General features: G+C 37.8%; 24 protein-coding genes. 23 read left to right on the plus strand and 1 reads right to left on the minus strand.

What is annotated here, in order from left to right; translation table 11 throughout:
- Positions 1–12 precede the first annotated feature (12 nt).
- The 22 genes from grpE (at position 13) to G6Q10_RS03880 (ending at position 22,339) form a co-directional block, all read left to right on the plus strand.
- The gene (gene grpE / locus G6Q10_RS03775; RefSeq protein WP_163653046.1) at positions 13–579 is read left to right on the plus strand and encodes a nucleotide exchange factor GrpE; all 567 of its coding nucleotides are present in this window, start codon (positions 13–15) and stop codon (positions 577–579) included.
- A gap of 33 nt (positions 580–612) precedes the next feature.
- Positions 613–2,457: a molecular chaperone DnaK gene (gene dnaK, locus G6Q10_RS03780; RefSeq protein ID WP_163653049.1), complete on the plus strand. Its 1,845-nt coding sequence runs from the start codon at positions 613–615 to the stop codon at positions 2,455–2,457.
- 242 nt (positions 2,458–2,699) lie between these two features.
- Positions 2,700–3,833: a molecular chaperone DnaJ gene (gene dnaJ, locus G6Q10_RS03785; protein WP_163653052.1), complete on the plus strand. Its 1,134-nt coding sequence runs from the start codon at positions 2,700–2,702 to the stop codon at positions 3,831–3,833.
- Positions 3,834–3,902: 69 nt separating this feature from the next.
- The gene (prmA, locus tag G6Q10_RS03790; protein ID WP_163653055.1) at positions 3,903–4,844 is read left to right on the plus strand and encodes a 50S ribosomal protein L11 methyltransferase; all 942 of its coding nucleotides are present in this window, start codon (positions 3,903–3,905) and stop codon (positions 4,842–4,844) included.
- Positions 4,845–4,846: 2 nt separating this feature from the next.
- A complete protein-coding gene (locus G6Q10_RS03795) occupies positions 4,847–5,599 on the plus strand; it encodes a 16S rRNA (uracil(1498)-N(3))-methyltransferase (protein ID WP_163653057.1) in 753 nt (250 codons plus the stop codon).
- 159 nt (positions 5,600–5,758) lie between these two features.
- Positions 5,759–5,932: a 30S ribosomal protein S21 gene (rpsU, locus tag G6Q10_RS03800; RefSeq protein WP_163653060.1), complete on the plus strand. Its 174-nt coding sequence runs from the start codon at positions 5,759–5,761 to the stop codon at positions 5,930–5,932.
- A gap of 21 nt (positions 5,933–5,953) precedes the next feature.
- Positions 5,954–6,397, plus strand: a complete 444-nt coding sequence (locus tag G6Q10_RS03805) for a GatB/YqeY domain-containing protein (protein ID WP_163653063.1) — start codon at positions 5,954–5,956, stop codon at positions 6,395–6,397.
- Positions 6,398–6,562: 165 nt separating this feature from the next.
- The gene (locus G6Q10_RS03810; RefSeq protein WP_163653066.1) at positions 6,563–7,513 is read left to right on the plus strand and encodes a PhoH family protein; all 951 of its coding nucleotides are present in this window, start codon (positions 6,563–6,565) and stop codon (positions 7,511–7,513) included.
- A gap of 11 nt (positions 7,514–7,524) precedes the next feature.
- Positions 7,525–9,654, plus strand: a complete 2,130-nt coding sequence (locus tag G6Q10_RS03815; protein ID WP_163653069.1) for an HD family phosphohydrolase — start codon at positions 7,525–7,527, stop codon at positions 9,652–9,654.
- A gap of 4 nt (positions 9,655–9,658) precedes the next feature.
- The gene (ybeY, locus tag G6Q10_RS03820; protein WP_163653071.1) at positions 9,659–10,141 is read left to right on the plus strand and encodes an rRNA maturation RNase YbeY; all 483 of its coding nucleotides are present in this window, start codon (positions 9,659–9,661) and stop codon (positions 10,139–10,141) included.
- Entirely contained in the window at positions 10,119–10,502 is a 384-nt protein-coding gene (locus tag G6Q10_RS03825) for a diacylglycerol kinase family protein (RefSeq protein ID WP_163653073.1), read from the plus strand. The genes ybeY and G6Q10_RS03825 overlap by 23 nt, the downstream gene beginning before the upstream one ends.
- Positions 10,503–10,527: 25 nt before the next feature.
- Positions 10,528–10,926, plus strand: a complete 399-nt coding sequence (locus G6Q10_RS03830; protein ID WP_163653075.1) for a cytidine deaminase — start codon at positions 10,528–10,530, stop codon at positions 10,924–10,926.
- The gene (gene era, locus G6Q10_RS03835; RefSeq protein WP_163653077.1) at positions 10,923–11,828 is read left to right on the plus strand and encodes a GTPase Era; all 906 of its coding nucleotides are present in this window, start codon (positions 10,923–10,925) and stop codon (positions 11,826–11,828) included. Before G6Q10_RS03830 ends, era begins: the two co-directional genes overlap by 4 nt.
- Positions 11,829–11,876: 48 nt before the next feature.
- Positions 11,877–12,659, plus strand: a complete 783-nt coding sequence (recO, locus tag G6Q10_RS03840; protein WP_163653079.1) for a DNA repair protein RecO — start codon at positions 11,877–11,879, stop codon at positions 12,657–12,659.
- A 279-nt stretch (positions 12,660–12,938) separates the two neighbouring features.
- On the plus strand, positions 12,939–13,829 hold the full coding sequence (glyQ, locus tag G6Q10_RS03845) for a glycine--tRNA ligase subunit alpha (RefSeq protein ID WP_163653081.1): 891 nt from the start codon (positions 12,939–12,941) through the stop codon (positions 13,827–13,829).
- Positions 13,822–15,885 (plus strand): glycine--tRNA ligase subunit beta, encoded by a 2,064-nt coding sequence (gene glyS, locus G6Q10_RS03850; protein ID WP_163653083.1) that lies wholly within the window; start codon positions 13,822–13,824, stop codon positions 15,883–15,885. The genes glyQ and glyS overlap by 8 nt, the downstream gene beginning before the upstream one ends.
- A 61-nt stretch (positions 15,886–15,946) precedes the next feature.
- Positions 15,947–16,771, plus strand: coding sequence for a pyruvate, water dikinase regulatory protein (locus tag G6Q10_RS03855; RefSeq protein WP_163655713.1), 825 nt, complete (start codon positions 15,947–15,949; stop codon positions 16,769–16,771).
- A 161-nt stretch (positions 16,772–16,932) separates the two neighbouring features.
- The gene (locus G6Q10_RS03860; RefSeq protein ID WP_163653086.1) at positions 16,933–17,415 is read left to right on the plus strand and encodes a YaiI/YqxD family protein; all 483 of its coding nucleotides are present in this window, start codon (positions 16,933–16,935) and stop codon (positions 17,413–17,415) included.
- Positions 17,387–19,243: a DNA primase gene (gene dnaG / locus G6Q10_RS03865; RefSeq protein ID WP_163653089.1), complete on the plus strand. Its 1,857-nt coding sequence runs from the start codon at positions 17,387–17,389 to the stop codon at positions 19,241–19,243. Before G6Q10_RS03860 ends, dnaG begins: the two co-directional genes overlap by 29 nt.
- Positions 19,244–19,329: 86 nt before the next feature.
- Positions 19,330–20,445: an RNA polymerase sigma factor RpoD gene (gene rpoD / locus G6Q10_RS03870; protein ID WP_163653092.1), complete on the plus strand. Its 1,116-nt coding sequence runs from the start codon at positions 19,330–19,332 to the stop codon at positions 20,443–20,445.
- 71 nt (positions 20,446–20,516) lie between these two features.
- Positions 20,517–21,221, plus strand: a complete 705-nt coding sequence (locus G6Q10_RS03875; protein ID WP_163653096.1) for a tRNA (adenine(22)-N(1))-methyltransferase — start codon at positions 20,517–20,519, stop codon at positions 21,219–21,221.
- Positions 21,218–22,339, plus strand: coding sequence for a Nif3-like dinuclear metal center hexameric protein (locus G6Q10_RS03880; protein ID WP_163653099.1), 1,122 nt, complete (start codon positions 21,218–21,220; stop codon positions 22,337–22,339). The genes G6Q10_RS03875 and G6Q10_RS03880 overlap by 4 nt, the downstream gene beginning before the upstream one ends.
- A gap of 182 nt (positions 22,340–22,521) precedes the next feature.
- Here G6Q10_RS03880 and G6Q10_RS03885 read toward each other — a convergent pair whose 3' ends face one another.
- The gene (locus G6Q10_RS03885; protein WP_163653102.1) at positions 22,522–23,517 is read right to left on the minus strand and encodes a 4-hydroxy-3-methylbut-2-enyl diphosphate reductase; all 996 of its coding nucleotides are present in this window, start codon (positions 23,515–23,517) and stop codon (positions 22,522–22,524) included.
- 173 nt (positions 23,518–23,690) lie between these two features.
- Here G6Q10_RS03885 and G6Q10_RS03890 point away from each other — a divergent pair, with 173 nt between their 5' ends.
- Entirely contained in the window at positions 23,691–24,998 is a 1,308-nt protein-coding gene (locus tag G6Q10_RS03890; protein ID WP_163653105.1) for a DEAD/DEAH box helicase, read from the plus strand.
- Positions 24,999–25,002 lie beyond the last annotated feature (4 nt).

Genomic DNA, 25,002 nt, shown 5'->3' on the forward strand with positions numbered 1-25,002 from the left:
GAGGTGACTTTTATGGCTGAAAATAAAGATAAAGAAGCAAAATTAGAGCAAGAAATTGAAAAAGAAGCGAGCGAAGAGCAATCTGAAGTGGAAGCGGGCTTTGAGCAAGAAGCAAATCTTGAAGCTGATGAAAAAAAATGGGCTGAACTTGAAGCAAAGCTAGAAGAAGCGGAGAATCGCTATCTACGCTTGCAAGCCGATTTTGAAAATGTTCGCAAAAGGAATGTGGCTGAACGAGAAGCGATGTTAAAATATCGTTCACAAAGTTTAGCAGCAGATTTGTTACCTGCTCTAGACAGTTTTGAAAAGGCACTTGCTACAACGTCAGAAAATGAAGAAATTGTTTCCATCCTAAAAGGTGTGGATATGGCTTATAAGCAAATTTTGACCGCTTTTGAAAAAGAAGGAATTGAAGCAATTTCAGCACTAGATGAAACGTTTGATCCTAATTATCATCAAGCTATTATGCAGGATCAAGATGAATCAAAAGAAAGCAATGTCATTACTGCGGAACTACAGAAAGGTTATAAAATTAAAGATCGGGTGATCCGCCCATCCATGGTTAAAGTAAATAAATAATTTTAAAGCAAGTTAACAGGAGGAATTTTAATTATGAGTAAAATAATTGGTATTGACTTAGGAACAACAAATTCAGCTGTTTCAGTACTTGAAGGTGGAGAAGCAAAAATCATCCCTAATCCAGAAGGCGCACGCACAACACCATCTGTTGTTGCCTTTAAAAATGGTGAACGTCAAGTAGGTGAAGTAGCAAAACGTGCAGCAATCACGAACCCAAATACAATCTCTTCCATCAAACGTCATATGGGTACAGACTATAAAGTAAACGTGGAAGATAAAGACTATACTCCCCAAGAAATCAGTGCGATCATTTTACAGTATTTAAAAAATTATGCTGAAGATTATCTTGGTGAAAAAGTTGATAAAGCAGTAATCACTGTTCCAGCATATTTCAATGATGCTGAACGTCAAGCAACAAAAGATGCCGGTAAAATTGCTGGACTTGAAGTGGAGCGTATCATCAACGAACCAACTGCTGCAGCTTTAGCTTATGGTTTAGATAAAACAGATACCGATCATACCATCCTTGTATTTGACCTTGGAGGCGGAACTTTTGATGTGTCCATCTTAGAGCTTGGTGATGGTGTCTTTGAGGTTCATTCAACAGCTGGTGATAACCAGCTTGGTGGTGATGATTTTGACCAAAAAATCATCGACTATTTGGTCGCTGAATTTAAAAAAGAAAATGGCATCGACCTTTCTAAAGATAAAATGGCATTACAACGTCTAAAAGATGCTGCTGAAAAAGCTAAAAAAGATCTTTCTGGTGTAACAAGCACGCAAATATCGTTACCATTTATTACTGCAGGTGAAGCAGGCCCCCTTCATTTAGAAGTCAATTTAACACGTGCTAAATTTGATGAATTAACACACGATTTAGTAGAACGTACACTTGAACCAACGCGTAGAGCTTTAAAAGATGCTTCACTTTCTGCTAAAGATATTGATCAAGTTATTCTTGTCGGGGGATCAACACGTATTCCAGCTGTACAAGAAGCCATTACAAAAGAACTTGGAAAAGAACCTCACCGCGGGGTTAACCCTGATGAAGTAGTAGCAATGGGAGCTGCAATTCAAGGCGGCGTGATTACAGGAGACGTGACAGATGTTGTTTTACTTGACGTAACACCACTTTCGCTTGGTATTGAAACAATGGGTGGCGTTATGACTGTATTAATTGATCGTAATACAACCATTCCAACGTCTAAATCACAAACGTTCTCAACAGCAGCTGATAATCAACCAGCCGTTGATATTCATGTCTTACAAGGTGAGCGTCCAATGTCTAAAGATAACAAAACACTGGGTCGTTTCCAACTTGCCGATATTCCACCAGCACCACGTGGCGTTCCGCAAATCGAAGTATCTTTTGATATTGACAAAAATGGGATTGTAACGGTTCGTGCAAAAGACCTTGGCACAGGTAAAGAACAAAATATCGTCATCAAATCCTCTTCAGGCCTAACCGACGAAGAAATCGAAAAAATGGTGAAAGATGCAGAAGCAAATGCTGAAGAAGATAAGAAAACAAAAGAAAATGCTGAACTTCGGAACAATGCAGATCAACTTGTCTTTTCAGTAGAAAAAACACTTAAAGAGCTTGAAGGAAAAGTTGATGCGGAAGAAGTTAAAAAAGCAGAAACTGCTCGTGATGAGCTTACAGAAGCCCTAAAAGGCGAAGATTTTGATGCAATTAAAGAAAAAACAGATGCATTAAATGAAATCGCGCAAAATCTTTCTGTAAAACTTTACGAACAAGCTGCGGCTGAGCAAGCAAAACAAGGTGAAAATCCAGAACAAAAAGCAGCTGATGGTAGTGAAGATGTAGTCGATGCTGAATTTGAAGAAATTAATGACGATGATAAAGATAAAAAATAAAGAGTTTAACCAAGGATTTGGAGCATAAACAAAATAAAACGAGCGACAAGCAATCGTATGTCAAGAGTTTAGCGGATAGCGCACGATTTGTAGGTGTAACCAGAAGACTGCTAAAATCCTTAAATGCGAGTGCTTGTCGCCGATTTATTTCGTCTATCTTCAAGTTCTCTTTACTGGATATCAAGTTTTAATAAATTATGTTACAATACCTAAGAATAAATAAACGATCGGAGTGATGGCGGATGGCAAAACGTGATTACTATGAAGTATTGGGCATCTCTAAAAGCGCCACTGCAGATGAAATAAAAAAAGCATATCGCAAGCTCTCTAAAGAGTACCATCCGGATATTAATAAAGAAGAAAATGCAGCTGATAAGTTTAAAGAAATCTCTGAAGCCTATGAAGTGCTAAGCGATGAAAATAAACGCGCACAGTATGATCAATATGGTCACGTTGATCCCAATCAATTTGGTGGTGGCGGAGGGTTCTCTGGCGGCTTTTCTAGTGGTGGCTTTTCTGGATTTGAAGATATTTTTGATACATTTTTTGGCGGTGGTGGTGGCCGACAAGACCCAAATGCCCCACGTCAGGGAAATGATCTTCAGTATACAATGCGCCTTAAATTTAGAGACGCTATTTTTGGCAAAGAAACTGAAATTGAAATCCCACGTGAAGAAAACTGTGAGACTTGTCATGGATCTGGAGCCAAGCCGGGTACAAATCCTGTTACTTGTTCGCATTGTGGTGGTAAAGGCACGATTAATGTTGAACAAAATACACCATTTGGTAGAATTGTTAATAAACGAACATGTGAATATTGCCATGGTACTGGAAAAGAAATTAAAGAAAAATGCCCAACTTGCCATGGATCAGGGCGCGTAACGAAAAAGAAAAAAATTAAACTTAAAGTGCCAGCAGGTGTCAATGATGGACAACAAATGCGCGTTGCTGGTGAAGGCGAGGCTGGCCTTAATGGCGGTCCAAACGGCGATTTATACGTTGTTTTTGTCGTGCAGCCCGATGAATTTTTCGAACGTGAAGGCGATGACATCTTTGTTGAAGTGCCGCTTACATTTGTGCAAGCAGCTTTAGGGGATGAAATTGATGTTCCAACAGTTCATGGGAAAATACGCTTGAAAATCCCTAGTGGTACACAAACAGGTACAAATTTCAGACTTCGTGGTAAAGGTGTGCCGCGCCTTAGAGGTAATGGAACAGGCGATCAGCACGTTGCTGTTAAAGTAATTGTACCAAAAAAACTTGATGACAAGCAAAAAGATTTACTGCGCGAATTTGCTTCCACAACAGGCGATAAGGTTGATGAGCAAACCTCTAGTTTTTTTGATAAAATGAAAAAAGCGTTTAAAGGCGACTAATGAGAAGTCGAATGATGTTTTAGTATAGAACCTCATTCGGCTTTTTACATAAGGAAATGAGGAGAAAATATGGAATGGTCTGAAGTTGAAATTCATTCGATCAATGAAGCCATCGAGCCGATCGCTAATTTGTTAACAGAATACGGGGCAAGTGGTGTAGCAATAATTGATGTCGCTGATTTTTTTAAAGAACATGAAGACAAGTTTGGTGAAATTTATGCATTAGATCGTGAAGACTATCCAGAAGATGGCGTGATTATCCGCGCTTACTTTTTAACAAATGCCGATTTTTTGAATACTTTACCTGAAATGGAAGCTGCAATCCGAAACCTCACAACATTTGATATCGATTTAGGGAATCTAGCGTTTTTTGTTCATGAAGTGAATGACGAAGAATGGGCGACTGCCTGGAAAAAATACTATCATCCAGTACAAATCAGTGAGCAGATTACAGTCGTACCAACGTGGGAAGATTATGTAGCACAAGAAGGCGAACTAATCATTGAGCTTGATCCAGGTATGGCCTTTGGAACAGGAACTCACCCGACAACTCAACTTTGTATGCGCGCACTCGAAAAATATGTGCAAGCAGATGATTTTATTATTGACGTTGGAACGGGAAGCGGTGTTTTAAGCATTTTAAGCGTAAAGCTTGGAGCAAAAAGCGTGTTAGCATTAGATTTAGATGAAGTAGCAGTTCGCGCAGCTAGTGAAAATATCAAGCAAAATCACGTTGCTAAAAAGATAGAACTTAAACAAAATGATTTGTTAAAAGGCATTGACCAGAAAGCTGATATCATTGTGGCTAATATTTTGGCTGAGGTGATTCTTTTGTTTCCAAACGATGTTTATCACACGTTAAAGCCAGGAGCACTTTTTATCGCATCTGGTATTATTTTAGAAAAAGCTAAAGCGGTATCTGAAGTGTTAAGTAAAGCAGGGCTTACGGTAATTAAACAAGAACAACAAGGCGACTGGGTAATGATTCTTGCTAGACGAGGTGAAGTTTAACCATGCAGCGTTATTTTGTTGAGGAAAATTTAGCCGAGGGAAGACATGTTAAAATCGGTGGTGCAGATCATCATCATATCATTCATGTGATGCGTATGAAGCCGGAAGAACAAGTGATTTTAGTTGGTACTGATCAAGTGGTGAGATTAGCTACAATTAATGAGGTAGGCTCTAATACAGTGACGCTTACGTTAGGTGAAACTTTAACGAGTGAAGTGGAGCTTCCTATTGAAATAACCATTGCAAGCGGCCTCCCAAAAGGCGATAAACTTGAATGGATTGTCCAAAAAGGAACAGAGCTTGGAGCTGCTCATTTTATTACTTTTGCAGCTGAGCGCTCTGTTTCAAAATGGGAAAGCAAAAAAAGTGATAAAAAATTAGCTAGATTAACAAAAATCGCTAAAGAAGCAGCAGAACAATCCCATCGGCTTTTTGTACCAACTGTTTGTTTTTACCCACATTTTGAAAACTTAGTGAAAGATTTTCAAAACTATGATTATGTAATTTGTGCCTACGAGGAAAGTGCTCGAGCAAATGAAAAACAAGAACTCGCTAAACTTTTTAACAAAATAACGCCTGGACAAAAACTATTGTGTTTATTTGGACCAGAAGGCGGTATTGGCCAGCTTGAACTTGAGCAAATGCAGCAAGGTGGTGCCCTTTTTGTAGGACTTGGGCCACGTATTTTACGCACAGAAACCGCACCACTTTATTTGCTTGCTGCAACATCTTTTCATTTTGAATTGAATCTTTGACAAAAAAGTGACGATTTCGTGTTGACGCTTGTTAGTCTTTCGTATATAATTTTTAGTGAGTGAATAGTTGTCTGATCGTTTTGGAATTCGATTAAGAATTTTAAAGTGTTGTAAGGCCCTTCACTAGTCCATGTAAGTGTCGGAGGGAGGGAAAGAGAGATGTCAAAAACAGTAGTTCGTAAAAACGAATCGCTTGAAGATGCTCTTCGTCGCTTTAAACGCACTGTTTCTAAGAATGGAACTTTGCAAGAATCGAGAAAGCGCGAATTTTATGAAAAACCAAGCGTAAAACGCAAGAAAAAATCAGAAGCAGCTAGAAAACGTAAATTTTAATTGATAAAGGCGATGATTTCATTGACACTGCTTGATAAGCTAAATGAAGATATGAAGCAAGCTATGCGGAATAAAGAGAAAGAACGGCTTTCTGTCATCCGCATGTTAAAAGCAGCTCTACAAAACGAAGCCATAAAATTGGGCGGTGTACTGACACCAGAAGATGAAGTGACTGTTCTTGCACGTGAAATGAAACAGCGTCGTGATTCTTTAGATGAATTTGAAAAAGCAGGTCGTGAAGATCTAGTTACAAAAGTTCGCTCTGAAATGGTTATCGTTAGCGAATATTCACCTAAACAACTTTCAAATGATGAACTAGAGAAAATCGTTCAAACAACGATTAAAGAAGTTGGAGCGACATCTAAAGCCGATTTTGGCAAAGTTATGTCAGCAATTATGCCTAAAGTAAAAGGCAAAGCAGACGGGAATGCTGTCAATCAATTTGTAAAACAATATCTTTCATGAGGTTAAAGATTTCGAGTTTTGAAGAACTCTTTTAACAAAAAGTCTGAGATAGAAATTCTATCTCAGGCTTTTTGTTTTTATGAAAATAAATCAAGTTTTTTTGTATAAACTAAGCCATTCATGTATAATAAAGTTAAAAGTTATTCGATGTGAAGGGGCTAGACAATGCAAAATTACAATGAAGTTGTCGAATTAAGAGATGCTACTTATGCTCGCGACTTATTTGGCAACAACGATACAAATATTGCGGTGATTGAAGAAGCCTTAGATGTTCAGCTGGTTTCTCGAGGTGAAGCGATTACAATAACGGGTACCGAAGAAGCCGTGAAAAAAGCAAAGCGAGTTATTTTAGCACTTATTGATGTAGTAGAAAAAGGCATCCATATTGATGGACGAGACGTCACGCAAGCAACAAAAATGGAAAAAAATGGCACACTTATTTATTTTCCAGCGCTATTTGAAGATGAGATCACCAAAAATGCTAAAGGCACACCCATCCGACCTAAAACATTTGGCCAAAGGGAATATATGCAATTGGTGCGGAAATATGACATTGTTTTTGGCGTTGGCCCAGCAGGAACAGGAAAAACCTATTTAGCAGTTGTCATGGCAGTAGACGCATTTAAAAAAGGAAAGGTTAGCAAAATCATTCTAACGCGCCCAGCCGTTGAAGCAGGTGAAAGCTTAGGCTTTTTACCAGGAGATTTAAAGGAAAAAGTCGATCCATATTTACGTCCTGTATATGACGCATTATATGATATTTTAGGGACTGAGCATACAACAAGACTAATGGATCGAGGTGTCATTGAAATCGCACCGCTTGCTTATATGCGTGGTCGAACGTTAGATAATGCATTTGTTATTCTTGATGAAGCTCAAAATACAACCATTGCCCAAATGAAAATGTTTCTAACACGCTTAGGATATGAATCAAAAATGATTATAAATGGCGATATGACACAAATCGATTTACCAAAAGGGGCGATAAGCGGACTTGTTAACGCTGAACAAGTACTAAAAGATGTGAAAAATATTGGCTTTGTTTACTTTGAACATCATGATGTTGTCCGTCATCCACTCGTTGCTGAAATTATTAAAGCTTATGAAGGTAAGTAGGTGCATCTAGCTTGAAGATCTCAAATAAATGGTATGATTGGTATCAAAACAATGGAAATCAATTATTATTACGCGTGTTACTCGCTGTTTTAATGCTTGTAAGCTATTTGCTAATCTGTGAGTTAACCAAGCCAGTCTCTTATAATGTGAAGTTGTTTTCCGTTGCTGAGCGAACCCTCCGTTCCCCACAAACCATTGAAGACACCAAAAAGACAAATGAAGCACAGAAAAAAGCTAGTAACGCCGTAGAAGATGTCTATGTTTTTAACCGGGAAACAGGCCAAAATCGTGTAGCTCTAGTCTCTTCATTGTTTGATTATATCAATGAAGTCAAAAAAGAAGCAGCGGATAAAAAAAATAGTACCATTTATGATCAAATCAAGCTTTTGAAAGCTAAATTGTCAGATAATGTGTCTAAAAACATAACCACGAATTTAAATGATCGCCTTTTACAAAAACTACTAGAAGCAAATGTGCAAGATCTTGATGCCATGCGTAAAACAATTACGACAGAACTCGCTCATGAAATGGAAAATAGCATCCGTCCAGATCAATTAAATACAGCAAAAATTAAAGCTCGTGACAACGTTGAACTTTCCGGACTTTCTTCCACTTATCGCAATATCAGTAAGGTCATTATTTCTTATGCTATTGTCCCAAATGAAACATACAGTCAAGAGCAAACAGAAAAAAGGCGTAAGGATGCTGCAAATTCCGTTCTTCCAGTAAAAATTTTACACGGCCAAGTCATCGTTCAAGAAGGCCAAATTGTGGATCAAGAAACTTATAGAGAGCTCAATTTGCTCCATTTACTTGATCAAAAAATGCCAATTAAACAATATGCAGGATATGCGCTTTTTGTTTTAGCCTTGTTCAGTTTACTTTACTTTTTTGCAAAAAACCAAACGCAAAAGAAAAAAACTGAAACGACCAAACGAATGTTAATCTTTACATCTGTCTATCTTGTTGTTCTCATATTATTGACGATGATTCGTTTTTTAGAAGATGCTAATTTAAATAATATTGCCTTTTTATTTCCGGCCGCTTTTGCTCCAGTTATTTTGAAAGTTCTTTTGAATGAAAAATATGCTTTTTTAAGTGTTATCTTTATTACAGCAACGAGTTTATTCGTTTTCCAAAGTGATGCGGCAAGCGCGACCAATAATATTATCTCTGTTTTTATTTTGTTTAGCAGTTTAGCAAGTATCATTCTTCTTCGCGATTATAGTAAACGTATAAGAATTGTTCAATATGGCTTAGTTGCTGGTATTCTTAATGGCTGCTTTGTTTTGCTATTATTTTTAATTAATAATTCGCCATTGCTTACTTGGAAGACGGTTAGCTCATTTTCTTACGCATTTCTAGGTGGATTTGGCGCCTTTATTTTGGTTATTGGCCTGATACCAATTTTTGAAGCGATCTTTGGACTTTTAACAGTTAGTCGCTTGATTGAACTTGCTAATCCTAATCATCCACTATTAAAAAAAATACTGATGAAAGCACCAGGAACCTATCATCACAGTATGATGGTAGCAAACTTGGCTGAAACTTGCGCCGATAAAATTGGTGCAAATAGCTTACTTGTTCGCGTGGGCTGCTTTTATCATGACATCGGAAAAATAATTCATCCACCTTACTTTGTTGAGAATCAATTAAATGATCTTAATCCTCATGAACGCCTAGCACCGAAGCAAAGTCGTGATATTATTTTAGCACATACGACAGATGGGGCTGCTATCTTAAAAGAAAATCATATGCCAAAGCCAGTGATTGATATCGCGCTTGAACATCATGGGACCACGTTACTTAAGTATTTTTATTATAAAGAAAGAGAACGTAACCCCAATGCGAAAGAAGCGGATTTTCGTTATCATGGACCTAAGCCCCAAACTGTTGAAGCTGCGATTATCAATATCTCTGATAGTGTTGAAGCAGCAGTGAGATCCTGTGTTCAACCGACAAGTGAAAAAATGAAAGAAATCGTTGACCAAATTATGAAAGAGCGGATGTTGGATGGCCAATTTAGCGAATGTGATATAACGATGAAACAAATCGAAACCGTTCGCGTAACATTAAATCAAACATTAAACGGCATTTATCACGCAAGAATCCCATATCCTGATGAAAAGAAAGGAGAATGAACGGATGTCCATTTTAGAAATTGATATGATTGATGAAACCGATCATTTACCTGCGAAAACAAATCAATTTGTTGAAGATCTTTTACAATTTGCTGCCGAACATTTGAAAATAGAACCGGATACTGAAATGTCGGTTACATTTACTGATAATGAGCACATTCAAACGATTAACCGGGATTATCGTGGAAAAGACCAACCGACTGATGTCATTTCTTTTGCCATTGAGGAGCTTGTAGAAGGTGAAACAGCCATTCATTTTAAAGAAGATGAGGGCCTCCCAAGAGTTTTAGGTGATATTATTATCTCCGTTGAAAAAGCAAGCGAACAAGCAGAAGCGTACGGACATTCAGCAGAAAGAGAGCTTGGTTTTTTAGCAGTTCATGGGTTGCTTCATTTACTGGGTTATGACCATATGACAGCAAAAGAAGAAAAAGTAATGTTCGGATTACAAAAAGAAGTGTTGGATGCTTATGGTTTACAAAGATAGAAAGCATAAGCGGAGTAAAAGTTATTTGGATTCTTTTAGTCATGCAATTCATGGATTTAAAACCGCTTTTTTAGAAGAAAGAAACATGCGCTTTCATCTTGTAGCAACACTTTTTGTTATCCTTTGTGGTTTCTTTTTCCATATTACAAAAAGTGAGTGGTTATTGCTTTTATTAGTCATTTGTTTAGTCATTGCTTTAGAATTAGTTAATACAGCGATTGAGCGAGCAGTTGATGTAGCGACGAAAGAATTTTTACCTGAGGCAAAAAAGGCGAAAGATGTGGCAGCAGCGGCTGTTCTTTTGGCTTCGCTTTTTTCCGTTATTATTGGCTTAATCATTTTTATCCCATATGTATTTTAGTAAATAAAGAATGGAGTAATGAACAATGAAACAAAATGATATCATCTCTTTAGCAAAACAGGCACGTGAATATGCGTATGTGCCATATTCTCATTTCCCTGTAGGAGCAGCGCTTGTTACTAAATCAGGCGAGGTTGTTCTTGGGGCTAATATTGAAAATGCTTCGTTTGGTTTAACGAATTGTGCAGAAAGAACAGCTATTTTTAAAGCTGTCTCAGAAGGAAAACGTGATTTTACTAAATTGGTGATTGTAGCAGACACAGAAGATCCTGTCTCACCTTGTGGAGCTTGTAGACAAGTGATTAGTGAATTTTGTGATGCAGACATGCCTGTTGTTTTGACGAATCTAAAAGGAGATCAAGTAGAAGTGACCGTTGGCAAGCTTTTACCTGGGGCTTTTAAAGCGGAGGATATGGATAAATGAATGAAAAATTTAAATCGGGTTTTGTTGCGATTGTGGGCCGCCCAAATGTCGGTAAATCAACGTTATTGAATCGTATTATCGGACAAAAAATTGCGATTATGAGCGATAAAGCACAGACGACTAGAAATAAAGTGCAAGGTGTCTATACAACAGAGCAAGCCCAAGTCGTTTTCATTGATACACCTGGTATTCATAAGCCAAAGCATAAACTTGGCGATTTTATGGTCAAAGTAGCGTTGAACACTTTTCGTGAAGTAGATTTAATTTATTTTGTTATTGATGCAAGTAGTGGATTTGGCCGTGGGGATGAATTTATCATTGAGAAGTTAAAAAATGTGAACACTCCTGTTTTTTTACTCATTAATAAAATTGATCTTGTTTCACCCGAAAAGTTACTAGAATTAATTGTTCAATATAAGGAGCATTTAGATTTTGCTGAAATCATGCCTATTTCTGCACTTGAGGGAAATAATGTAGAGCAACTTTTAGGCGAGACGACGGCTAAGTTAGAAGAAGGACCAATGTATTATCCAAAAGACCAAATCACGGATCACCCTGAACGATTTATTATTTCAGAGTTAATTCGTGAACAAGTACTTGAGTTGACGCGTGAAGAAGTCCCTCACTCTGTAGCGGTTACCATTGATGGTATCGAAAAAAATAGCAAAACGGAGAAGTTGACAATTATGGCAACCATTATCGTTGAGCGTTCAACACAAAAGGGGATCATTATCGGCAAACAAGGACAAATGCTAAAGCAAATCGGAATGCGCGCTCGAAAAGAAATTGAATTGTTGCTAGGTTCTAAAGTATTTCTTGAAGTTTGGGTTAAAGTCCAGAAAAATTGGCGAGACAAAGAACATTACTTGCAGGATTATGGTTTTAACAAAGACGAATATTGAAATCTTCATAAAAAAATCTGATATATTACGTGCAGGAGTTGAAGCGACATGGATAAATGTGAAGGAATTGTTATTAAGCAATCTAGCTACAAAGAAGCAGATAAAATTGTCGTTCTCTACACGCGCGAATTAGGTAAAATCGGTATGGTTGCACGCGGGGCTAAGAAAACACGAAGCCGACTAGCTGCTGTTACGCAACTCTATACGCATGGGCAATTCACTTTTTTCAGTGGCAATAAGAAAGGACTTATGGCATTGAAACAAGGTGACGTCTTAACAAATTTTGTTAGTATTCATCAGGATATTTTTTTGACAGCTTACGCATCCTATGTATGTGAGTTGCTCGATAAAGCAACAGAAGAGCGCAAAAAAAATCCATATTTATATGAACTTGTTTATCAGATTTTATGTGACATTGATGAGGGCTATGATCCGCAAATTTTGACCAATATTTTTGAAATGAAGATGTTAAACGTGCTTGGGCTATATCCTGTCATGGATCGTTGTGCTATTTGTGGTCAAGTGGAGGGACATTTCGATTTTTCAACACGCAGCAATGGGATCATTTGTCATCGCTGTTTTGAAAAGGACCCTTATCGGCTCCATCTTCCAGAAAATGTTGTGAAATTACTACGTTTATTTTATATCTTTCAGCTTGATCGGTTAGGGAATATTAGCGTAAAAGACGAAACAAAAGTGCTACTTCAAAAAACCATTGATACGTATTACGATGAAAATTCTGGTCTGTATTTAAAAAGTCGCAAGTTTTTAAGAAAGATGGATCAGTGGAGTGGGCTTTTACAGAACGAGCAAAAGCCATTTGACAAATGATGGAAAGTGAAGTATCTTAGTTATATTAAGAATAGGTACGTTGATGGAAAGTAGTAAAAAAGAGCTCTAATTTAAGCGAATTCGGGATAGTGAGAGCCGAGTTATTATCTTTTTTTGAAGGCACTCCGGAGTATAGCGAAATCAAGGTGGGAATTTAGCTTTTCATAAATTCCAAATAGGGTGGAACCGCGAGTTAACTCGTCCCTATATGTTTATCCAGGCATATAGAGACGAGTTTTTTGTCTTTTGAAAGCCTAATTTCTTTGGAGGTGTGTCAAAATGAATTTACAAACAATGATTCGCGTGTTACAGGATTACTGGTCAAAACAAGGATGTGTGACGCTCCAATCTTATGATGTGGAAAAAGGAGCAGGTACAATGAGCCCCTATACCTTTTTAAAAGCTATCGGTCCAGAGCCGTGGCGAGCTTGTTATGTTGAGCCTTCTAGAAGACCAGCAGATGGACGTTATGGGGAGAATCCTAACCGTTTATTTCAACATCATCAATTTCAAGTGGTCATGAAACCTTCCCCAGATAATATTCAAGAACTTTATTTACGTTCTTTAGAAGAAATTGGGATTAATCCACTGGAACATGATATTCGTTTTGTAGAAGATAATTGGGAAAACCCTTCACTTGGTTGTGCAGGACTTGGTTGGGAAGTTTGGCTTGATGGGATGGAAATTACGCAGTTTACTTATTTCCAACAAGTAGGCGGCTTAGAATGTTTTCCAGTCACATCAGAAATCACATACGGCGTAGAGCGCTTAGCAAGTTATATCCAAGATAAAGAAAATGTATTTGATTTGGCATGGACGGACCAATTAAGTTACCGTGATATTTTTTATCAAGCAGAATATGAGCATTCAAAATACGCATTTGAAACATCCAGTACAGAGATGTTACTTGGTTTATTTGATACGTACGAGCGTGAAGCTAAAAACCAAATGGAAGAAGGACTTGTTTTTCCTGCGTATGATTATGTTTTAAAATGCTCGCACACCTTTAACTTACTCGATGCAAAAGGGGTAGTTTCAGTAACAGAACGAGCGCAATACATTGGTAGAATCCGTAAACTCGCTCGTAAAATTGCTAAAACTTTCTATGAAGAACGAGAAAAACTCAACTTCCCACTTTTAAAAAAACAGGAGGTGACAGATCATGAGTAAAGATTTTTTGCTTGAAATTGGCTTAGAAGAAATGCCAGCGAAATACGTAACGGCTTCAAGCGAACAACTAAAATTACGCGTTACCGAGTGGCTTAAAGAAAAAAAATTAGCGTATCAAGAAGTGATCAACTATTCGACGCCTCGTCGTTTAGCAGTTGTGATTAAAGATTTAGCAGAAAAACAAGCAGATTCAAAAGAAGAAGCAAAAGGCCCCGCCAAAAAAATTGCATTAGATGATGCCGGTAATTGGTCAAAAGCTGCTCTTGGCTTTGCAAGAAGCCAAGGGGTTGATCCAGATGATTTTACTTTTCGCGATATAAAGGGTATAGAATACATTTATATCAATAAGGAAATGAAAGGCGAAAGCACAACTAATTTATTGTTAGAAATAAAAAAAATAATTACAGACATGACATTTCCGATTAGCATGCACTGGGGAGCGAATGAATTGCGTTATCTTCGCCCCATTAAATGGCTTGTTGCCTTGTACGGAGAAGAGGTTATTCCTTTTAACATCACAAACGTTCAAACTGGGAATATAAGTAGAGGGCATCGTTTTCTTGGACAAGATACCGTTATTTCTTCACCAAATGATTATCAAGAACGTTTACTCGAGCAGTTTGTCATTTGTTCAGGCGTTGAAAGAAAAGAAGCGATTACGAATCAAATAAAAGAAGTTGCTCATAAAGAAGGTTGGACGATACCAATTGACGAAGAGTTGCTAGAAGAGGTTACTAATTTAGTTGAATATCCAACTGTTTTAGCCGGTAATTTTGAAAAAAAATATCTTGAATTACCAGAAGAAATCCTCATTACAACAATGAAAGAACATCAGCGTTATTTCCCAGTATTTAATGAACAAGGAGCGCTGTTAGACCACTTTATTACAGTTAGAAATGGTGATCACAACTATTTAGCAACTGTTCAGCGTGGGAACGAGAAGGTATTACGAGCCCGATTGTCGGACGCCGACTTTTTCTATCAAGAAGACTTAAAAATAAACATTGATGATGCCGTTCAAAAGTTAGACCAAATTGTTTTTCATGAAAAATTAGGAACATTAACGGATAAAATGGAACGCGTTCAAAAAGTGGCATTACTTATACAAAAGCATCTTAACTTAGATTTAAATGAATCAGATATTAAACGAGTAACAGCAATTTATAAGTTTGATTTAGTGACGAATATTGTTGGAGAATTTCCTGAACTTCAAGGGATTATGGGGGAGAAATATGCTATCCTCCAAGGCGAAAAAGTAGACATTGCTCAAGCCATTCGTGAACATTATCTTCCTATTTCAGTAGAGAGTGCTTTGCCAGCAAGTGACTTAGGTCGTTTACTTGCCATTTCTGATAAGTTAGAGACACTCGTTAGTTTCTTTTGTATTGGTATTACGCCTTCTGGTTCAGCAGATCCATTTGGTTTACGACGCAATTCATTAGGGATTTTGCGTATTATTCAAGCAAACAATTGGAATTTACCACTTATGGAAATCCTAAAAGAAATTATTCATTTAGAGCAAGATGGCGGTTTTGGTCATTTTTCTACTGAAGATGTATATCAAGAAATCTCACACTTTATTCAAAACAGACTACGTGTTATCTTGCAGGATAAAAAAATCCGGGCAGATATTATCGATGCTGTCGTTGCTGGTAATCCAAATAAAATACCACAGTTAATCGAGCGAGCGAACCTTTTGAATGAACATAAAGCAGATGATTGGTTTAGACCAACAATCGAGTCTTTAACGCGCGTCCTCAATATTGCTAGAAAACATCAGGCCGGAGTTATCACGGATCCTACTTTATTTGAAAATGATGCAGAACAAAAATTGTTTACTGCAGCAAAAGAATTAAAGCAAGTCTATTCATCCATGAAAGCTAGTGAGCGCCTTAAAGCTTTTATCAATTTACGACCGGTCATTGATGAATACTTTGAAAATACACTTGTTATGAGTGATGATGATGCCATTCGAAACAACCGTTTAGCTCTTTTATTCGAGCTTGGATCGATGATTAGGGAATTTGCTCAAGTCAATGAAATTAATGTAAAATAAAGCGAAGAAGCAGGAAGACATTTAAAGTGAATTCCTGCTTTTTATAGAGAGGAGAATGAAAGTGACACAACCCGCTGTTTATGTTGTCTCTGATTCTACCGGGGAAACGGCCGAACTTGTCACTCGTGCTGCATTAAGCCAGTTTGGTCAAACGCCGAAGTTTATCCATCGTTTTCATCATATTGATTCACCAGAAATGATTGAAGAAATTGTTGATTTAGTAGCGGTCAATAACGGGATTATTGTTCATACGATTGTGCTTGAAGAAGTTCGTGAAGTACTAAATAAGACGGCTTCAGATTTTGGTGTGCCAATTATCGATTTATTTGGTCCGCTTTTAGCTCAACTGGAACAAACGTATAAAATTAAGCCACTTTCTGAACCTGGAAAAGTTCGTTCACTCGACGAAGCTTACTTTAATAAGGTGGCGGCCATTGAATTTGCTGTTGAAAATGATGATGGCCGTAACCCACGGGGGATTTTGCAAGCAGATTATGTCCTTATTGGGATTTCGCGTACTTCAAAGACACCGCTTTCCCAGTATTTGGCACTCAGGGGGCTGAAAATTGCTAATGTTCCTATCGTTCCAGAAGCAAACGTACCAGATGAATTATTCCAAATTGATCCAAATAAAATCATTGGACTTAAAATCAGCAAAAAAAAATTAAATCAAATTCGTTCAGAACGATTAATTTCTATTGGCTTAAATGGAGATGGGACTTACTCTAGTCATATGCGTATTGATGAAGAGCTGATCTTTTTTAAAAAACTAACGGATAAATTGGGCTGTTTTGTTTTAGATGTAACGAATAAGGCTATTGAAGAAACAGCGAATGAGATTTTAATTCGCATAGGAGAAATTGTTGATGAAAATTTAGAATTATAGAAGGAGTTTTCTATTTTATGGCGAATATATATATTATGGCAATGATTTTTACTCGAAAATAGAATTTTCATTGTGGATAGAATAAGCAAAAAATAGTCTCTTCGTTTTAAAACGGGTTTCGACTCGTTTTTTGATTTGTGTGCAGCAAAGGAGTGATAATCATGTTCAGGCTTATTGTTGATGCAGATGCTTGTCCTGTGAAAGCTGAAATTAATCAACTTGCTGAAGAATTTCAGTTAGATGTCATTTATGTCGCTTCATATAATCATTTTAGTGTAAACCGAGGCAAAGAACGGTGGCTTTTTGTCGATACAAATAAAGAAGCTGCAGATCTTAAAATCGTATCAACGGCGAACTATGGTGATATCGTTATTACGCAGGATATCGGTCTTTCTAGCATGCTTCTTGCAAAGTGTGATGTGTTTTCCAATCGTGGTGAAAAATATCAAGAGCGAGAAATTGAGCGCCTCCTCGATATTCGCCATCAAAATGCAAAAGCAAGACGCAGCGGACACTACAGCAAAGGACCAAGCAAAATGACAGCAGTAGATAACCAACGCTTTTATTTGCATTTAAAAGCATTTATTGCAAATAAGCAAAAGGAGGTTAACACATGTGAGACGGATTCCAGAAGAAACCATTGAAAGAGTCCGAGCGGAAACAGATATTATTGATGTTATTGGTAGTTATGTTCAGCTAAAAAAACAAGGGCGCAATTATATTGGTCTTTGTCCGTTTCATGGTGAGAAAACGCCCTCTTTTTCTGTTTCACCTGAAAAACAGATTTTCCACTGTTTTGGCTGTGGGAAAGGTGGTAATGTTTTTTCATTTTTGATGGAACATGATCATTTAAGCTTTGTAGAAGCTGTCAAAAAAGTAGCAGAATTTAGCCATATTGAAGTTTTACTACCCGAGCAATCTTCTGGCTTAGAGCTTAATTCAGGCTTTGAGCAAGAAGCGAGCGACACAATAAAGATGATTGAATTGCATCAACTTGTAGCTAAGCTTTACCATTACCTACTCATGGAAACAGACGAAGGCCTGAAAGCATTTAACTATTTAAAAGAACGTGGTATGTCGGAAAAGATGATGACAGCGTTTCAAATTGGTTTTTCACCTCAGCACCATATGACGATTACATCCTTCTTAGAAAAGCGCGGCGCTGATTTGGATCTTGCTGAAAAGAGTGGTTTACTTTCAAGGAGAGAAGATGGCACATTGATTGATCGTTTTCGTGGGAGAATTATGTTTCCAATTACGAACGATCGAGGCCAGCTGGTAGGCTTTTCTGGGAGAGCATTTGAGCAAGATCAGGGACCTAAATATTTAAATAGCCCAGAAACGCCGCTGTTTAACAAGCGAAAGCTACTATACCATTTTTCAGAAGGTAGGCAAGCGATCCGTAAGAAAGAAGAAATCCTTTTACTAGAAGGATTTATGGATGTGATTTCTGTATTTGGCGTAGATCTTAAAAATGGTGTTGCTTCGATGGGGACCAGTTTGACAGAGGAACATGTCGCGCTCATTCGTCGGATAACGAATTGTGTTGTGATCTGTTACGATGGGGACCAGGCTGGAATTGAAGCTGCTTATCGTGCTGGACAAATGATCCGTGAAAAAAGTTCAATGGAAATCTTTGTTTTACAATTACCAAATGGAAAAGATCCAGATGAATACATCAAAGCAAATAGTGGAGAAAAGTTTAAAGAAGTATATGACCACATGCGTTTGACGTGGACAGCATTCAAGCTTCTTTATCTACGTCGGAACCATAATTTGCAAAATGAAACTGAACAATTAAGCTATATTGATCAAGCTTTAAAAGAAATTGCCGAGCTAAGCCAAGCGACCCATCGTGAAATTTATTTAAAACAGCTTGCAAGCGAATTTGATTTAACGATTGACGCTTTAAAAGAACAGCTGATGGGGTTTTTTAAAAAGAAGCCACAGTTCGATCCATTTGCTGGAATGATTCCACCAGAAGATCAACGAATCACAGCTACTGCTTCTTTTGCAGTTCCAAAGAAGAAGCTAGAAGCACATGTCGTTTCTGAGCAACAATTGATGAAAATAATGATCGAAAGTCGGGAAGCTTTTTGGCAAATTCAAGAAATGCTTGGCAGCGAGGAATTTTATCATGATGAGTATCAAGCGCTTTACACGCATTTGATAGGTTTCTATGCAGAAGATAATAAGGCCGATGTTTTTCGCCTGATAGACTATTTACGAGATGCTGAATTAAAGAATTTAGTCTCAAGTCTTGAGATGATTGATTCCCCAGTTGAACAAGGGTTAGCAGAATATCAAGATTATATTCATGGTTTAAAAAAATTCAAATTGGAAATTAAATTAAAGCAGCTAAAAAAAGAACTGCAAGCTTGTGATCCACACGATGATAAAGAGGATGTTACACGGATCACAACACAGATTATCGAGTTACAGCGAAAGCTTATGAATAAACAATTTGATTAAATGCGTTACGTTTTAAAACCGCGGAAAGATGGTATGGTATACAAATGTATCCGGAAGCGGTATTTTGGAAGGAGGAAAAGGCGGTTATGAGCGATAAGCCACAAGAAAAAAGCCCAGAAACAATCGAACAAGTAAAAGAAGCCCTGATCGAAGAAGGTAAAAAAACAGGGATAATGACATATACTAGGGTTGCTGCCAGATTAGCTCCTTTTACAGTAGAATCTGAGCAAATGGATGATTTCATTGAGCAATTAACTGAAGCAGGAGTAGAAGTCACTTATAGCGATGATGATGAGGATCCTGATGAAACTGAACTTGTAAAAGAAGAGAATGAAGAATTTGACTTGACGGATATGAGTGTTCCACCAGGTGTAAAAATTAACGATCCAGTACGTATGTATCTTAAAGAGATTGGACGCGTTAATCTTTTAAGTGCTGATGAAGAAATTGAACTTGCAAAACGAATCGAAACAGGTGATATTGAAGCAAAGGGCCGTTTAGCTGAAGCTAACTTGCGACTTGTTGTAAGTATTGCCAAGCGTTATGTGGGCCGTGGTATGCTTTTTCTTGACCTTATTCAAGAAGGAAATATGGGATTAATGAAAGCTGTTGAAAAGTTTGACTTTAATAAAGGGTTTAAATTTAGTACCTATGCGACTTGGTGGATTCGTCAAGCAATCACCCGTGCTATTGCAGACCAGGCTAGAACAATTCGTATTCCTGTCCATATGGTCGAAACGATTAATAAATTAATTCGCGTACAGCGTTCTTTACTACAAGATTTAGGTCGCGATCCTTCTCCTGAAGAGATTGGTGAAGAAATGGACCTCCCTACAGAGAAAGTACGTGAAATTTTAAAAATAGCACAAGAACCTGTCTCGCTTGAAACACCAATTGGTGAAGAAGATGACTCCCATTTAGGAGACTTTATTGAAGATCAAGAAGCCACATCTCCTTCTGATCACGCAGCTTATGAACTATTAAAAGAACAGTTAGAAGATGTTTTAGATACACTAACTGATCGTGAAGAAAACGTTTTACGGTTGCGTTTTGGCCTTGATGATGGCAGAACACGTACATTAGAGGAAGTCGGCCGTGTTTTTGGTGTCACTCGTGAACGTATTCGTCAAATTGAAGCTAAAGCTCTTCGCAAATTGCGCCATCCAAGTAGAAGCAAGCAACTAAGAGATTTTCTAGAATAAAAAAAGAAAGCCGAATTCCCTTTAATTAACTCGCGAATTCGGCTTTTATTAGAGATAAATAGGAGTAAAAAATGAACGAAGAAAAATTATCAAAACGCTTAAAAACGGTTGCTTCTTACATTAAAAAGGATAGCCATATAGCAGACATTGGTAGCGATCATGCTTATCTCCCGTGTCATGTGATTCTTCATCAAATGGCTCGATTTGCTGTTGCCGGAGAGGTTGTAGAAGGCCCATTTGAATCAGCTAAAAATCAAGTGCACAAATTAGCTTTAACCAATCAAATTACTGTTCGTAAAGGAGATGGCCTTGCTGTCATCCGCCCAGAAGATCAAATCGACACCATTGTTATAGCAGGTATGGGAGGAGCTCTTATCCGCTCTATTTTAGAAAAAGATCCAAATAAATTAAATAGCGTTAGACGGCTCATTTTACAACCAAACATCGCTGCATGGCAATTACGTGCTTGGGCGGAGGAAAATGATTATCAAATTATCGCCGAATCCATTTTAAAAGAAGATCACAAAATTTATGAAATTATCGTGCTAGAAAAAACAACAAAGCCCATCACTTATAGTGAAAGTGAACGTCTACTTGGCCCTAAGCTAATCGCCGAAAATAGTCCGGTTTTTAGAGAAAAATGGAACCGCGAACGAGCCACTTGGCAAACGATCTTGCAAAACATAGCAGCAGGCTCTTCAGTGACTACAGAAAATAAAGAGCGTATAAAAGAATTGAAGGAAAAAATTCAAATAGTAGAGGATGTGTTTTCATGAAAGTAGCAAACGGTTACGAATTTGTCGCCATGTTAGAGCAAATTGCTCCTAAAAAATTAGCAATGGAAGGCGATCCCATTGGCCTAGAAGTTGGCGATCTTTCAAAAAAAGTGCGCAAAATTATGTTTGCGTTAGATGTGCTTGAAACGGTAGTTGACGAAGCCATTGAAAAAAATGTCGACATGATCATCGCTCATCATCCACTTCTTTTTCGCCCCGTCTCTAAAATTGATATGACGACCGCTCATGGAAGAATGCTCCGTAAATTGATCAAACATGACATCATTGTTTATGCTGCACATACAAACCTTGACATAGCAGATGGTGGCGTGAATGATTTACTTGCAGAGTTGCTCGAACTTGAAAACACGGAAGTTATTGTCCCAACTTACCACGAGGATTATGCTAAAATCGCTGTCTATGTACCAGAAGAATCACATGAAGCTGTACGACTGGCCTTAGCAAATAATGGTGCTGGAGAAATTGGTTTAGGTTATGAACATTGTTCTTTTACGGTATCAGGAACAGGCCGATTCAAACCAAACAAGAATGCTAATCCTAGCATTGGTAAAGCATTAGAATTAACAGAAGTCAAAGAAGTAAAAATCGAAGCAGTATTTCCTTTTTCAAAAAAAGACCAGCTCATAAAAGCTGTAAAATTAGTCCATCCTTATGAAGAGCCAGCTATTGATGTATATAAGTTGGAAAATATGTCTAAAACAACCGGACTTGGCAGAGTCGGTCAATTAAAAAAAGAAATCACTGCCGATGCTTTTATCGATATTGTGAAAAATGCACTTGCCCTTGAATATGTTCGCTACATAGGTGATACGAGTAAAACCATTCAAAAAGTTGCGGTCATCGGTGGCGATGGAAATAAATTTATTTACTACGTTAAGCATTCGGGTGCCGATATCTTTATCACAGGAGATGTCTACTATCATACAGCACACGATTTATTAGCCCTTGATTTACCAACCATTGACGCTGGACACAACATCGAGAAAATCATGAAAGGTTATTTAAAAAAATGCTTCGTAGCAAGATGTAAAGCGCTTGACTATGAAGTTGACCTCATTGTTTCTGAAATCAATACGGATCCATTTCAATTTTTATAAAAAACTACGTTATCATTTTTAAGAAAATAGGATCTAAAAATGATAGCGTGGATTGTTTTACATTTTGAATACGACAAATTGAGCGAAAACATTTGCGATCAAAGAGAAAGAGGTTAGCCAGAAGCGGAGCGTACGACTGTACGTGAGAACCCTGGATAACCTCTTAATCATGGTCTGAAACTTTAGCGTCCGCCATTTTTTAAGTGCTCTAACCGAGCGCGACGCTTTTCTTCCATATTTTTTTTACTAGCACGAGGTAAAATATTATGAGCATCAGCATGATGGTTGTATTCCCAAGTTGCTTGATCACTTGGATCAAATTGTTCTAAAAAGATAAGCACTTCACGAATGATTTGAGTTGGTGTGCTTGCACCAGCAGTTACTGCAACTTTTTTGATGTTCATTAACCAGTTCAAGTCGATTTCTGTTACATTAGCGATGCGGTAAGCGGGGACACCCGCTTTTTCGATGGAAACTTGCGCAAGGCGATTTGTATTATTGCTGCGGGGATCACCCACAACAAGGGTTAAATCTGCAGCTTTTGCTTGTTCTGCCACAGCTTCTTGGCGCACCTGTGTTGCCATACAAATTTCTTTATGTTGCTTTGCGTGAGGGTATTTTTCACTGATATAATCCATTAAATCAAGTACGTCCCACTGACTCATCGTTGTTTGATTCGTGACAAAGATTTTTTCGGTAGGGAGAGAAAGCTCATCAATATCGCTTTTCGTTTCCACTAAATGAACAATATCTGGCGCTGTCCCATAAGCGCCTTCTGGTTCTGGATGGCCCTTTTTACCGATGTAAATAACATGGTAGCCGGCCTTTTTCTTTTCTAAAATTAAATCGTATGTGCGCATAACATCTGGACATGTTGCATCAATTGTCACAAGCCCTTTTTGTTTCGCTTTTTCTTTGAGGCGGGGGGAAGTCCCGTGGGCAGTGAAGATGACTGTGCCTTCGTTAATTTTATCTAAAATGGCTTCCCGGTTTTCTCCGTCTACAGTATAAATGCCAATTTCTTCAAAAGCATCGGTGACATGCTTGTTATGGACAATCATGCCAAGTATATGAATCGGACGAGGTAAGTTTGGATCAAGTGAAGCGTTTTTAGCGATAATCATTGCATCAACAACACCATAACAATAACCTCGTGGACTGATTTTAATAATTTCCATTGTTTTGGTTATTCCTCCTAAGCAGGGTTCAATTGTCCACTACTTAACTCTATTATAGATGAAAAAGATCGATTTGACAAAAGCTAAATTTTAAATGCGTTTTCACTTTTTTGTAGTGTCACACCTCAATAAATGCTATAATGACAACGAAGAACGAAACGGAGTGAAATTAGATGTCTAAAAAAACAAGGTTCGACCAATTTTCTTTTCGGCCTTTTATTGAAGAAGCGATAAAGAAATTAGGCTTTTTTGAACCCACTGAAGTACAACAAAAGCTTATCCCAGGTATTTTACGAGGTGAAAGTATTGTTGGGCAGTCACAAACTGGTACAGGAAAAACACATACTTTTTTACTACCATTAATACAAAAAATAGATCCAACAAAAGATGAAGTACAAGCTGTCATTACCACACCAAGTCGCGAGCTTGCTACTCAAATTCATAACGAGATAAAAAAAATAACGAAGTATAGCGAAAGAGAAATCACTACACGTCTGCTTATCGGTGGGACTGACAAACAAAGAGCAATCGATAAGCTTAAGAAGCAACCACAAATCGTTATTGGAACACCCGGACGAATTAATGATATGATTCGTGAACAAGCTCTTTTCGTTTATACGGCAAAAATGCTTGTGATCGATGAGGCCGATATGACCCTTGACATGGGATTTTTAAATGATGTCGACCAAATTGCAGGGAAAATGCCACCAAAACTACAAATGCTTGTTTTTTCAGCAACGATTCCACAAAAACTAAAGCCTTTCCTTAAAAAATATATGGAAAACCCGCGCTATGAACACATTCAGCCAAAAGTAGTGGCATCAAAAACGGTTACACATGAACTCATTGCATTGCGTAGTAGAAATAAAATAGACGTTTTAAAAGAGACGTTAGTAACTTTGCAGCCATTTCTTGCTATTGTGTTTACGAACACAAAACAAAAAGCTGATGAAGTTGCTGAAGGACTAATTGAGCGTGGCTTGAAAGTGGCTAAAATTCATGGAGATGTCCATTCACGTGAACGAAAACGAACAATGAAGCAAGTAGAAAATATGGAATACCAATATATTGTAGCGACTGATCTAGCTGCACGAGGAATTGATGTGCAAGGTATTAGTCATGTTATCAATTATGAGCTTCCAAATGACCTTGACTTTTATATCCACCGCACAGGCCGTACTGGACGAGCAGGGCACTCAGGTATTGCTTTAACCATCTATACACCATCTGATGAAGACAAGCTTATCCAACTAGAAAAATTGGGGATTGAGTTTGTCCATGTTGATTTGAAACGCGGCGAATTTGTTCAAATTGAAGACCGTAACCGCCGGGCCAAGCGCGAATCCAAACGCGAAGCAGCAGATCCACGTGAAATTGGGATGCGTAAAAAAGCGAAACAAAAAAGAAAGCCAAATTATAAAAAGAAAATCAACTACAAAATGGCAGAAATCAAGCGCCGTGAAAGACGTATGAAAAAGTGAAGGG

The sequence above is a fragment of the Listeria sp. PSOL-1 genome, from assembly GCF_902806445.1.
Taxonomy (GTDB): domain Bacteria; phylum Bacillota; class Bacilli; order Lactobacillales; family Listeriaceae; genus Listeria.